The sequence below is a fragment of the Kluyvera sichuanensis genome, assembly GCF_040930405.1.
GTDB lineage: Bacteria > Pseudomonadota > Gammaproteobacteria > Enterobacterales > Enterobacteriaceae > Kluyvera > Kluyvera sichuanensis.
On sequence record NZ_CP162271.1, the window covers coordinates 733,052 to 746,592 of the forward strand.

9 protein-coding genes are annotated in these 13,541 nt (G+C 56.2%); 2 read left to right on the forward strand and 7 right to left on the reverse strand.

Going from position 1 to position 13,541, the window contains the following annotated elements; translation table 11 throughout:
- The first annotated feature begins 10 nt into the window (after positions 1-10).
- Entirely contained in the window at positions 11-802 is a 792-nt protein-coding gene (locus AB2B48_RS03620; protein ID WP_368301906.1) for an AraC family transcriptional regulator, read from the forward strand.
- Here AB2B48_RS03620 and AB2B48_RS03625 read toward each other — a convergent pair.
- The 5 genes from AB2B48_RS03625 to yeaG all read right to left on the reverse strand — a co-directional run bounded on the left by AB2B48_RS03625 (position 786) and on the right by yeaG (position 6,993).
- Complete coding sequence (locus tag AB2B48_RS03625) at positions 786-1,232, reverse strand: DUF441 domain-containing protein (RefSeq protein WP_185665957.1); 447 nt, start codon at positions 1,230-1,232, stop codon at positions 786-788. The genes AB2B48_RS03620 and AB2B48_RS03625 overlap by 17 nt on opposite strands.
- 294 nt (positions 1,233-1,526) lie before the next feature.
- A complete protein-coding gene (locus AB2B48_RS03630; RefSeq protein ID WP_368300828.1) occupies positions 1,527-2,027 on the reverse strand; it encodes a YbaK/prolyl-tRNA synthetase associated domain-containing protein in 501 nt (166 codons plus the stop codon).
- A complete protein-coding gene (gene dgcJ / locus AB2B48_RS03635) occupies positions 2,020-3,531 on the reverse strand; it encodes a diguanylate cyclase DgcJ (RefSeq protein WP_185665959.1) in 1,512 nt (503 codons plus the stop codon). The genes AB2B48_RS03630 and dgcJ overlap by 8 nt, the downstream gene beginning before the upstream one ends.
- 135 nt (positions 3,532-3,666) lie before the next feature.
- Complete coding sequence (locus tag AB2B48_RS03640; protein ID WP_185665960.1) at positions 3,667-4,944, reverse strand: YeaH/YhbH family protein; 1,278 nt, start codon at positions 4,942-4,944, stop codon at positions 3,667-3,669.
- Between the two features lie 114 nt (positions 4,945-5,058).
- Complete coding sequence (gene yeaG, locus AB2B48_RS03645; RefSeq protein ID WP_035894607.1) at positions 5,059-6,993, reverse strand: protein kinase YeaG; 1,935 nt, start codon at positions 6,991-6,993, stop codon at positions 5,059-5,061.
- Between the two features lie 435 nt (positions 6,994-7,428).
- Between yeaG and AB2B48_RS03650 the strand changes: the two genes are divergently transcribed.
- Complete coding sequence (locus AB2B48_RS03650; RefSeq protein WP_185665961.1) at positions 7,429-8,175, forward strand: MipA/OmpV family protein; 747 nt, start codon at positions 7,429-7,431, stop codon at positions 8,173-8,175.
- Positions 8,176-8,276: 101 nt separating this feature from the next.
- Here the strand turns inward: AB2B48_RS03650 and AB2B48_RS03655 are convergent, their stop codons facing one another.
- On the reverse strand, positions 8,277-12,281 hold the full coding sequence (locus tag AB2B48_RS03655) for an autotransporter outer membrane beta-barrel domain-containing protein (protein ID WP_368300829.1): 4,005 nt from the start codon (positions 12,279-12,281) through the stop codon (positions 8,277-8,279).
- 333 nt (positions 12,282-12,614) lie between these two features.
- Positions 12,615-13,499: a D-hexose-6-phosphate mutarotase gene (locus AB2B48_RS03660; protein ID WP_333011882.1), complete on the reverse strand. Its 885-nt coding sequence runs from the start codon at positions 13,497-13,499 to the stop codon at positions 12,615-12,617.
- Between the last annotated feature and the right edge of the window lie 42 nt (positions 13,500-13,541).

A 13,541-nucleotide genomic window follows, 5' to 3' on the forward strand; every position in this document is an offset into this window, starting at 1 on the left:
GGACAAAATGATGCTGGGACTCGGATTAGGCGGCTATCACCCGGATAGCCATCAGGATGCCGCCGTGGCGTTTGGGATTCAAGTGGCACAAGGGGAGCAGTACATTCCGCTGCATCAGCACCGTAAAGGTCAGCTGATCCTCGCGCTACACGGCGCCATTACCTGCGAAGTGGAGAACGCTTTATGGATGGTGCCGCCGCAGTTTGCGGTGTGGGTTCCCGGCGAAGTGCCGCACAGCAACCGCGCCACGCCGCAGGCTGAACTGTGCTTTTTGTTTATTGAACCTGGCGCAGCGCAGATGCCGGCGCACTGCTGCACGCTGAAAATATCGCCGTTGGTGCGTGAGCTGATTCTGTCGCTGGCGCAACGGGATGAAGTACAGCGCCAGCAGCCGGAGACGCAGCGGTTGATTCAGGTGCTGTTCGATGAACTTCCGCAGCAGCCGGAGCAGCAGCTACAGCTGCCGGTGTCTGCACACCCTAAAATTCGCCTGATGGTTGAGACTATGGAAGCCGAGCCTGCCCAGTGGCAGACGCTGGCACAATGGGCCCAGCACTTTGCCATGAGCGAGCGTAACCTCGCCCGACTGGTGGTGAAAGAGACCGGGTTGAATTTCCGTCGCTGGCGTCATCAGCTGCAGCTGATCCTTGCGCTGCAAATGCTGGTGCGCGGCCTGAATGTCCAGCAGGTGGCGCTATCGTTGGGCTATGACTCCACCACGGCGTTTATCACCATGTTCCGTAAAGGGCTTGGGCAGACGCCGGGGCGCTATCTGGCGGCGCTGACTACGACTTCCCAATAAGCAGCGACACCAGGCCCGCCGCAATCAGCGGCCCCACCGGCACGCCGCGAAACAGCGCGACGCCTAGCACGGTGCCAATCAATAGCCCGGCCACCAGATGCGGCTGAGTGCCCATCAGCGTCACGCCGCGCCCACCGAGCCACGAGACAAATACGCCGACGCCGATGGCGACCAGCGATTTCCAGTTGGCGAAAGAGTGAATCAGCGTAGAAGCAGGCAGCGTGCCGCTGGCGATAGGGGCCATCACGCTGATGGTCAGAATGATAATCCCGATGCTAAGTCCTTGTTTTTCGACCCACGGAAAGAAGGTGCTGAGCGGGGTGACGCGAAGGATAATCAGAACCAGAATCGAGACGGCGACGGTGGTGTTGTGACTAATAAAGCCCAGCGCCGCCAGACCCAGAAGGATCAGTAGGGTGGTATCGATCATAAAGCGGTAATCCTTGCCAGAAAGCGAAAAAAAGCGTGCATTTTCGTCGCCCGGCGTCGCGGCGCTCGGCCGGGCTACTTGTAAGTCACTCTACTGTACGCAAGAAGCGGGGCGTAGACAGGTCTTTTTCAATCTTTGTCGAGGATTTCAGGCATTTGCCTGATTATTTAACCAATACCGTTATTAATGGGCTGCCTTCACGAATAAACAGCGGAATCGTCTCCGGTACTGAATCGAAACGATAGCGGTAAGCCGGATAAGGCGGTTACGCCGCTATCCGGCAATGGCTTGCTGTCAGGAGTGACGGCGGAAGGCAACCAGTTCCGGCTGGGCAATGCGCAGGTAATCTTCGGTATTGAGGATCACCGATTTTTCGAGGCTACCGGCGTTAAAGGCGATCTCTTCAAAGCGGTCAAACAGCAGCGGGTCGGCGATAAGACGCAAAGATGGATGGAAGCTGAACGGTGGAATGGCACCAAACACGCAGGCGGTGAGGGCATCGACTTCTGCCGGGCTTGCCAGCGACGCTTTCAGGCCACCGATATGCTGCGCCAACTGTGCGAGGTCGGCCTGCTGGTCAGCAGCGAGGATCGCCAGCACGTGCTGGCTCACGCCGTTGCCTTTCACTTTGCACACCAGCGCTTTTGCTCCCTGGCCTAATGCGGTGCCGCGAATTTCAGAAACCGCTTCGCATTTACCGACCGCCTCGTGTGCCATCACGCGATAGCGGGCCTGATGGCGGTCGAGCAGGCTCAGCAGCCGTTGGTGGATATCGGTCGCGACGGGTTCAATCATGGTGTTCTCTCCTGTGTTCCGCCGAAAGCGTGCGGCTACGCTGTTTTTTATGCTGATAGAGGCGCTGGTCGGCGATTTTCATCGCCTCCTCAAGATTATCCCCCAGACGCATTTTATAGGCGCCCCAGGAGAAGCTGACGCGGTTTTCGGTATCGATGATTGCCAGCTGCTCCAGAATTCTGTCGGTAATCACCTTCGCTTCGGCCTCTTCGTAATCGATGAGGATAATACAAAATTCGTCGCCGCCTAGTCGAACGCCATAGTCGCTTTTACGGATGGTGGCGGAGATAGCCTGGGCCAGCATGATGATGGCACGGTCGCCTTCATCGTGGCCCCAGGTATCGTTAATTTGCTTCAGTTTGTCGCAATCGAGGGCGATGACCACAATCCCCACGCCCTGTTCTGTCAGGCGTTGCAGTCGCATGCTCTGCACCGATGAAAGAATTTTACGGTTGTATAACCCGGTGAGGGAATCGCTGATGTTCTCTTTGCTGACCGTCCGGTAGAGACGGAAATGGGTGCGGACCAGCTGCAATAATGCGGCGGTAGAGGCCAGATAAAACAGGAACAGCTTCCACGAGCTTAACAGGAAGTACATCACGTCCAGCGACAGCTCTACGCGCATGTTCTCCGCCAGCGGCCGGGTGTAGTTCACGTAGCTCAGCAGGTGAGAGGCGCTGCGATGGATAACAATATGGGCGTCGTTGTCGGAATCAATAATGGAGATATCCAGATAGCGCCAGAAATGAGGACGGTCGCGGGTATAGAGAATATCGTGCAGATCCTGATGCGACAGATCGACCATCACGATCCCCTGCAGGTTTTCATGATGATAAAGCGGTGTTAAAAACGTTAAAATATTCTTATGAGTAAAGGTATCAATATAGATACTCGACACCACCGTACGCCCAAGGAATAAGTTTTCGAGGCTCGCTGGCGATATTCCTAGCCGGTCGCCGTAGAGAAAATTCCAGCTGGTTAACGTCGGGTCGTTAATAGTGACTTGTGAATTGAAATAGATATATTGATTCACGATATCAATATAATAGCGAAAACGTTTTTGCTGTCCTTCTTCATCGGGCAGCATCGGTTTCCAGACTTCATTATTCTCAATAGCGGAGTCAAACGCCTCTAAGGCTGGCAGACTCTTTACCCATGTTTCACAGGGCGTTCTTCCGGCGGTGAGCGAGCCTTCCAGCAGCGAATAGCTCTCGCCGTCAATGTTCAGACCGTTCACTTCGCCGCGATGCTGCACGCTGGCGCAGGCCCGCAAGGCGGCCTCTGGGGTAGGCCATTCATCCAGTTTCTGTGCAAACTGCGATATGATCAGCTGGTTTTGATACTTCTCATAGAGAAAGGCCGACTCCCCTTTATCGACGATATATCGCATATATTCGGACATATCCCGATGACTGGCGATTAATTCATAAATCAGGAAGGAGGAGGTCAAAATGACAACGCCTGATGAAATGACAAATCGCAGTATTTTATTCTGCAGTTTCATGATGAAATTAAATGTTCTTCCGTGTCAGCCGGAATTTTAACATGGGAGGCTCGCTATCTCTAGCGATGCATTAGCGATAGAAATGTTTTGCAAACATCAAGAAGGGGCTGTCTCCGAAGAGACAGCCGAATAACGTTATTTTTCACTGCCTTGTTTGTGGAACAGTTCGCGGAATACCGGGTAGATATCCTCCTGATCGCGAATATGCTGAATGGCAAAGTTATCAAACGTCTGCTGCAGATGCTCATATTCGCGCCACAGCGTCTGATGCGCCCGTCGGGTGATTTCGATATAGCTGTAGTAACGCACCACCGGCAGGATTTTCTTTGCCAGAATCTCATGACACAGCGGGGAGTCGTCCGCCCAGTTATCGCCGTCCGACGCCTGCGCGGCGTAAATGTTCCACTGCGCCGGGTCGTAGCGGGCTTTCACCACTTCATCCATCAGCTTTAGCGCGCTCGAGACAATAGTGCCGCCAGTCTCCTGCGAGTAGAAGAACTCGTGTTCGTCCACCTCTTTTGCCTGGGTATGGTGGCGAATATAGACCACCTCGACGTTTTTATAGGTCCGGCTCAGGAACAGATAGAGCAGGATGTAAAAGCGTTTGGCCATATCTTTGGTGGATTGGTCCATCGAGCCGGAAACGTCCATCAGGCAGAACATCACCGCTTGACTGGAAGGCTCAGGGCGTTTTTCGTAGTTTTTGTAGCGCAGGTCGAAGGTGTCGATAAACGGCACACGGTCGATTTTAGCCCGCAGCTCGGCAATCTCTTTACGTAAACGCTCTTCCTCCAGCAACTGCACCGGTTCGCTTTTGGCGACCTCATCCAGCGTGGCTTCCAGTGCGTGCAGCTCGCGACGTTTACCTGCCGTCATTGCCGTACGGCGGGCAAGGGAGTTTTGCAGCGAACGAACGACGCTGATATTGGCTGGCACGCCGTTGGCGGTGAAGCCCGCGCGGTGCGTTTTAAACTCGGTCAACTGACGCTGCTGATTACGCTTGAGATTCGGCAGCGCCAGATCTTCAAACAGCAGATCCAGATACTCATCTTTGGAGATCTGGAACACGAACTCATCCTGACCCTCGCCATCGGCGCTGGCCTGGCCCTGACCGCTACCGCCACCACCGCCGCCGCCCTGTGGTCGTTCGATACGATCGTTTTGTACGAAGTGGTCGTTGCCGGGATGCACCCGATGCCGCAACCCGCCGCGCCCCTGATGGAACATCGGCTCGCTAATATCATCCGTCGGAATGGAGACAGATTCACCGCTGTCGATATCGGTCACCGAACGTTTGTTGATGGCCTCGGAGATCGACTGTTTTATTTGCGCTTTATAACGGCGCAAGAAGCGCTGGCGGTTAACCGCACTCTTGTTTTTGCCGTTCAGACGCCGGTCAATGAACCAGGTCATAGCCCCTCCTGAACTGCTTTTTGCCAACTTACTGCGCCTGTAAGTGCCGAGTGAACCGGCCTACGGGACATTGTTGTAGACCCGGTAGCGCGAACGCTACCGGGTACAGCGTGGTTATGACGATTTACGCACGCGCAGATACCATTCACATAACAGGCGAACCTGCTTACGCGTATAGCCTTTTTCCATCATCCGATCGACAAAATCGTCGTGCTTTTTCTGCTCATCGGTGGAGGTCTTCGCGTTAAACGAAATCACCGGCAGCAGCTCTTCGGTATTGGAGAACATTTTCTTCTCAATAACCGTGCGCAGCTTCTCGTAGCTCGTCCAGTTCGGGTTGCGGCCGTTGTTGTTGGCGCGGGCGCGCAGCACAAAGTTGACTATCTCGTTACGGAAGTCTTTCGGGTTGCTGATCCCGGCAGGCTTCTCAATTTTCTCCAGTTCAGCGTTCAGCGATTCACGGTCGAACAGCTGTCCGGTATCCGGGTCGCGGTACTCCTGATCCTGAATCCAGAAATCGGCGTAGGTGACATAACGGTCGAAAATGTTCTGTCCGTATTCCGAGTAGGATTCGAGGTACGCCGTCTGGATCTCTTTACCGATAAACTCGGCGTATTTCGGGATCAGATAGCCTTTGAGGAACTCCAGGTAGCGCTCTGACTGCTCCTGTGGGAACTGCTCGCGTTCGATCTGCTGCTCCAGTACGTAGAACAGATGTACCGGGTTCGCCGCCACTTCGGCGTGGTCGAAGTTGAACACGCGAGACAGGATCTTAAAGGCGAAACGGGTTGAGAGACCGTTCATCCCTTCGTCCACACCCGCGTAGTCGCGATACTCCTGGTAGGATTTCGCTTTCGGGTCGGTATCTTTCAGGCTCTCCCCGTCGTACACGCGCATTTTCGAGTAAATGCTGGAGTTTTCCGGTTCTTTCAGACGCGAAAGAATCGAGAAGCGTGACAGGGTTTCCAGCGTGCCCGGTGCGCAAGGCGCATGGGTCAGTTCACTGTTGTTAAGCAGTTTCTCGTAAATCTTGATCTCTTCGGAGATACGTAAGCAGTAAGGCACCTTGACGATGTACACACGGTCGAGGAATGCCTCGTTGTTTTTGTTATTACGGAAGGTAACCCACTCGGATTCGTTCGAGTGCGCCAGAATAATGCCGTTAAAGGGCAGGGCAGAGATCCCTTCGGTCCCGTTGTAGTTACCTTCCTGGGTCGCCGTCAGCAATGGATGCAGCACCTTGATAGGCGCTTTAAACATCTCGACGAACTCCATAATCCCCTGGTTGGCGCGGCACAGCGCACCGGAGTAGCCGTAGGCATCCGGATCGTTCTGCGCGTAGTGTTCCAGTTTACGGATATCAACTTTACCAACCAGCGCGGAGATATCCTGGTTGTTTTCATCGCCCGGTTCGGTTTTAGCAATCGCAATCTGTTCAAGGATCGACGGCCAGACTTTTACCACGCGGAATTTGGTGATATCGCCGCCGAATTCGTGCAGGCGCTTCGCGGCCCACGGCGACATAATGGTGCCCAAATAGCGGGTTGGCACGCCGTACTCTTTTTCCAGAATTTGCGCGTCTTCCTGCGGGTTAAACAGGCACAGAGGGTGATCGTTAACCGGGCTGCGCTCGCCGTTGGCGCTCAGCACGTAAATAGGCACGCGCTGCATCAGCGCTTTAAGACGCTCTGCCAGCGAGGATTTACCACCGCCGACCGGGCCCAATAAGTAGAGGATTTGTTTCTTTTCTTCCAGTCCCTGGGCGGCATGTTTCAAATAGGAGACGATCTGTTCAATCGCTTCTTCCATGCCGTAGAATTCTTCGAACGCCGGATAGCGCCCGATGACTCGGTTCGAAAAGAGACGGGAAAGCCGCGGTTCCTGGGCAGTATCAACCATTACAGGCTCGCCGATAGCGGTTAATAGCCGTTCTGCTGCGTTAGCATAGGCACTGCGATCTTGCCGACAAATGGTAAGAAACTCCTGCAGTGTGAACTCTTCGTCCTTGGCAGCTTCATAGCGCTGGCGATAGTGATCGAATATATTCATGGCATGCCGTCCTTTCGTTTTTTAGCACAGGTTAAGAGCCGTTGGTATGAATAATGGGGGCTCCCGGAAGAGGTAAGCCGAACGACGCTCACTCCTTATCCAGCAACCCGTATGCCAGGTTGTCGGACGATTAACGGTAACGTGCGCTGCGATTACACCTTCTAAAATTAAGCGTAGATGGCATTTGCAAAACTTGCATGGCGAGAAAAACGATTTTCAATGACATATCAATAACTCATCAAAAAATACGGGCATTAATTCTTTTACTATTTTTTACGCTTTCATAGTGCTGTCACGTATTTGCAAGCGTGCTGCCATCTTTACGCGAGATAATGACCAGTCATATTCTGATATTACAGGTAAAAAATTTGTCGTCAGACGGTGTGAAAGGTAAACTTCAGCCCGCTGAAATGTTGAAAAAAGGAATGACAGATTGTGAATCGAATCAAACTTCTAGCTTTAGGGGTCCTGATTGCCACTTCTGCTACCGCAGTACAGGCGGAAAGTAAGCTGACTCTGGGTGCGGGTGTCGGGATTGTTGAGCATCCATATAAGCAGTACGACCATGATGTGTACCCTGTACCGGTTATCAACTATGAAGGGGATAACTTCTGGTTCCGTGGTCTGGGCGGCGGCTACTATCTTTGGAACGATGGCACCGATCAGCTCTCGCTCACGGCGTACTGGTCTCCGCTGTACTTCAAGCCGGGCGACAGCGACAACAGCCAGTTGCGTAAACTTGATAAGCGTAAATCTACCGTGATGGCGGGTGTTTCCTGGATGCACCACACGCAGTACGGTTCTCTGCGTACCATGCTGTCTGGCGATACGCTGGATAACAGCAACGGGATTGTGTGGGATACCGCATGGGTTTATCGCTACACCAATGGTGGCCTGACGTTAACCCCAGGTATCGGCGTGCAGTGGAACAGCGAAAATCAGAACCAGTACTACTACGGCGTTTCGCACCACGAATCGGCGAAGAGCGGCCTGAGAAGCTACGATCCGAACAGCAGCTGGAACCCGTATCTGGAGCTGAGCGCTAATTATCGCTTTGCCGGCAGCTGGAGCGTCTACGGTACCGCGCGTTATACCCGTCTGTCCGATGAGATTACCGACAGTCCGATGATCGACAAGAGCTGGACCGGGTTACTCTCTACGGGTGTCACCTACACCTTCTAAATTATCCAAAATTTCAGGGTGATGAACCCCAACGCATTGCGCGTCGGGGTCGCACTACTTAAGGGCCTCATCGTGGTGCATTGCACCGTGGTGGGGCTTTTTTATTTAAAGGCGTATTTCACCCCCATCATAATCGACGCATCGCTATAGCTGTGGTCGCCCACCTGCACAGCGGTACCGCCCCATAGATTCAGCGACGGGGAAATTTGCCCCTGCACGCCGAGCTTCAGCTGTGCAATGTTGGTCGCGCCTTCCTGACGAATCGACGTATTGCCCATGCGGATTTCGGCAAAATGGGTGTTGTGCAGCCAGTCGGCTTCAACGTACGGCTTGAACTCACGTCCCTTGCCGTCGTCCTCGGTACGATGACCGCGTAAATAGAGGCGCATCCCCAGACGAGACTGCAGGTTGCCTTTGCTAGTGTCTTTCACCTGCGTACCGTTTGCTTCGGTATGGTTCGGACTTTTTACCCCCATCCACGTGAGCTGAGCCTGCGGTTCAAGATAGATTGCCTGGCGTGGCTGCTCCCGCAGCAGCATGTTATAGCCCGTTTCCACCGAGGCGGTGAAGCCGCGGCTGTTATAGGTTTCACGCTGCAATTCGTCGCCGTTGACCCGGTTAGTAAACCAGTTGTAGTTCACCCAGCTATCGAGATACAGACCCTGTCGGCTAACCGCGTTCTGATACCAGGTGCTGTACGCACCCACGCTATAGCCTGCCATATGGCTGCGAGAACGGTAGCCGGTCAGCGATGAGGACGATAACCCGGAGACGTTGCCGTAACCAGCCATCAGTCCCGCGCCCCAGCGGTCGTCGCCGTTGTGGCTGCCATGCCAGAACTCATTACCCATCTGGGCCACATAGCGGTTGGCGCGAGAGCGAATCTGCCCGCCTGCCGCGCGTGAACGGTTCTGTCCGCCTTCCTGACGCAGCCAGAAGGTGCTTGCCAGGGCAGAGCGCTGCGCGTCCTGTGGCGTGTACTCCGTGGCCCCTTCACGATCGTCCAGCGCCAGGCTGAAGAGGGTATTGGCGGCGGCCAGGTTGACCAGATAACTCCCGGCCTCCGGGCGATACTGCGGCGTTACCGGACTGGTGTTGATTGAGGTCAGATACCAGTTCTGCCCTTTTTGCACCAGGCTGTAATCCCAGGGGCCTGCAACCACACGGTTCGCCTGGACGAAAGCATCGGCAGCGGATTGTCCGCCAACGCTAATCACCTCAATCCCCTGATTGGTCTGTGCGCCGAGACCGCCCACGTTATTGACCGTGACGCGCGTGGTACCGGAGGTATCGCCTGCGATGCTGAGATGATCGGTTTGCGAAGTATCATTGCCTAGCACGGTATTGAGATTCAGCGTGCTATCGCTGCCGCCGCGGTAGTTACCGCTGACATCCAGCTTATTGCCCACATGCAGCAGGCTGCGTGATAGCGTGGCGCTGCCGCTGTTGCTGAGATCACCGTTAACCGTAAAGGTTGCATCGATGTCATCGCTCTCGGTTGGCGAACCCACGGTCAGTGAACTGCCATCCTCAAGCGTTGTGCTGCCGACGCTGCCGGTACCAGAGAGGGCGGTGGCGCTTTGCGCCGTTACCGTACTTTGGAGTGAACCAGTCACATCCATACTGCCTTCGGCAAGCGTGGTTTCACCGTCAAAGGTGCTGTCGCCGGTGAGTGTGAGCGCCCCTGAACCTTGTTTGGTGAAGTTCCCGCTGCCGGTGATGCCCTGATCTATGGTGGAATGGTAACCCTGGGTATCCAGCGTACCGCCAGCGCTACCGATAGCAACCGGGCGTGAGGCGTCCAGTGAGACGTTGTTGAGCAACTGGAGCGTACCGCCGTCGAAGGTCAGTGCGCTTCCGGCCTGGCCGAGGCTATCGGCTTTGGCAACCTGTAATACGCCGCCTTTCAGCGTCCAGGGCGTAACCAAATCGGTGCTGTTTTTCAATAGCCAGGTGCTGCCGTCCTCTTTGCTGAAATGGTCGAAGCCCTGATACTGTGCGCTGTCGCCAATACTCGCGGCATCAAACTCCGCGTTACGTTCGCCGCCAAGGATCAGCGTATCATCGCCGTTACCTGCGCTCACGTCGCCCACCACGCTGTAGCCCGCATGCAGGGCTAGCGAGTTGGTGCCAGAGGTAAACATCACGGCCTGGGAGCGGGTGGTGCCGTCCTGGCTCAACCCGCCCTGAAGCGTCCCGCTGTTGATGATGGTCATATCGCTACCGTACACGCCGATGCCGCCCGCACCCGCGCTACCCGTGGCGGTACCCGCATTGCCGCCGCTACCGCCAGTAATGGTACCGGTGTTATCAAGCGTGCCGCCGCCAGCCTCAATATGTACGCCGTCACCGCCGCTGCCGCCGTCAGCCTGACCACCGCCGCCGCCGCGATTCCCGGTTCCGCCGACAATCGTGCCGTCGTTAGTCACCGTACCGCCCGCGCCAATCAGCACGCCATTGCCTCCTTGACCGCCGACGCCACCGTTACCGGCGTTGCCACCGCCGCCGGTGCCGCCCATGCCGCCGTGAACCGTGGCGCTGGCAGCGTTGGTGACGGTACCCTGGCCGTGAATGGCCAGTCCGTTGCCGCCCTGACCGCCGGTTCCACCATCGGCGTTGGTACCGTTCGCGTTGGCCCCCGCGCCGCCATCGCCGCCAGTGAATTCTCCTTTGTTCAGCACATCGCCCGCGCCGGTAATATTCACGGCGGTGCCGCCAACACCGCCGACACCGCCGCCGCCCGCAGAGTCATCGCCGCCTTTACCGCCCAGGACTTTCCCGGACGTTTCGTTGGTCACATTACCCTGCTGGGTAATATCAATCCCGGTGCCGCCAATGCCGGAGTCGCCGCCGCGGGAGGTTGTCAGGTTACCGCTGCCGCCGCCACGGTTGCCCGCGCCGCCGATCACGTTACCGAAGTTAGAGACCGTACCGCCGTTTTCCAGCGCGATACCGATGCCGCCGTTGCCGCCGTCACCGCCATCGCCGCCGCTGAGACTCAGGCCGCTGCTGTTGGAGTTGCCGCCGCCGCCGGTCCCGGCATGGCCGCCGATCACCTCGCCACCCACCTGGTTGGTGATGGTGCCGCTGTTGACCACGGTGATCCCGCTGCCGCCGTTACCACCGATGGCGCCATAGCCGACAACGCCGGTACCCTGTCCGGCCTCAACCGCGCCGCCGTTGCCGCCATTGCCGCCGATACCGCCCGTAATCTTGCCGTTATTGGTGATGGAACTGGTGTCGCTGAGCCATACGCCGTTACCGCCGTTGGCGGCTTTACCGCCTTTACCGCCTACGCCCGTGACCGTGGTGTTCTGCTGGCTGTTAGCGTTGGCCGCCAGACCACCGGTAGCGCCGTTACCGCCGCTAATGGTGCCGCTATTCGTCACGTTGCCGCCCTGCGTTGCGGTAACGCCGTCACCACCTTTACCGCCTGCGCCGCCGCTGCCGGCATGGATAGTGATACCGTTGCTGGTTTTGTCGTTCGCGCTGGCGCTACCGGTATTCCCCCCGGTGCCGCCATTACCGCCGTTTATTGTCCCGCTATTGTCGTAACTGCCGCTGGTGGTGAGCAGCACGCCGCTCCCTCCGCCGCCGCCATCACCGCCGTTGCCGCCGTTCCCCGCATCGGCAACGTCTGTGGTGTTGGACCCGCCGTTACCGCCGCGTCCACCGTTGCCACCCTGAATGGTGCCGTCGTTTTGTGTCGGTCCGGTGCCGTCCATTACGGCTCCAGCCGCACCGCCGCCACCGCCACCGCCGGCAGCACCCGCACCGCTATTGGCGACGCGGTCAGGCTCCTGGTGAATCCCGCCGTTACCGGCGGCGATCTGACTGCCGCTCAGGTTACCGGCTTCACCGCTTTGCCCGTCACTGCTCGCCTGCCCACGCCCTCCAGAGCCGCCTGCGCCGCCGTGGCCACCGGCACCGGTCACTAAATCCATGTCGCCACCTTGGCCGCCCTGAGCGCTGGCATCAGGCGTTGCGGCACTGCCGTCTGCGCCATCGGCAGCATTCGCCCCGACAGGCGTCAGGGCATAGAGCGCAAGCCCCATGGTGAGGGCCAGGGTGCTACGCCGAAAAGGAAGCGTGTGAAAAACAGGCATGATTATCCTCGACAAAAAACAAAATAATGTTGTTAAGCGCTGCGGGGCTGACGGTGAATCAGACATGCAAACATCGAAATGCCGCACAGTAGATAAGGGAATGAGAGTGAGGTTTATCTGGATGAATATTGTGACTATTTAAAAATTACTAGTGTATTTTTGTTGTGAGGTAAGAATATCACCTAATAATAATCCTATTTCAGGATGTTTCAGTCTGCTTGATCCAGGTGATGTTACCGGTAACTTTATTGGATTAAATAAGTTCGTTGATGCGTGGTAGAAGAAAAGCGCCGGGCAATGTGCTATTGCCCGGCGAGAGATAGGGGGAGGGAATTAGCGTTTAACGACGCGGATGGTCTGGCTCAGGCGAGCCGGTTTTTCTTCGGTGGCTTTCTGCGTTGCGCTGGCGCAGGCAGTTTCGACACAGACGAAGGTTTTGTAACCATCATCCGGCATATCGGCCATGCTGACGGACAGCGCTGGGCCTGGGTTCCAGCCAACGACGTTGACGTGGTGGTGGTGGATGACGTCGATGGTACGGTTCAGAGAAGTATCGCTGATCACGCTGCATGCTTCCGGGTTCAGGTACACGCGGTCGGTACGATCCGGGAAGGTCTGAACGCCGTCGCTCAATTCGCCAATTTCAGCGTTCTGCACTTTGTCGATATAACGGTCGCCGAGGCCGCTGACTTTCACTGCGTGAATATCGCCAACGTTGAAGTAGGTGTGCAGCGCAGTGGTGGTTTCGAACTCACCGTGCGCTTCCAGTTCCATCTCGCAGGTTTTACCCAGCTTGAAGCGAGCGAGCAGGGTGAACTCGTGCGGCCAGTATTGACGGGTTGCATCGCTGCTTTTCAGTTCGAAGGTCAGCACTACGCCGTTGTCGTCTTCGTTATGGGCTTTCAGCTCCCACGGCAGATTACGAGCAAAGCCGTGCGCCGGGAAACCTTGTTGAGCTGCTGGGCCAAACCATGGCCAGCAGATTGGTACGCCGCCGCGCAGCGCCACGCCGTCTTTGAACGGAGTGTTGTTGCTCAGCCACAGTACTTCTTCTTCGCCCGCTGGTTTCCAGGAGAGCAGGTGCGCGCCCTGGAAGGCGAGGGAGGCTTTCACTTTTGGGTGGTCTACAACGATAAGCTCCAGCTCATCAAGCTGACGACGGGAGAGGACAGGGGTAAGCTGTTCAATGACCGGGAGAGCGAAAATTGTGTTAATCATGATGCAATCCTTGGTGTTTTAAGATTTTTGGCCATAAAAAAA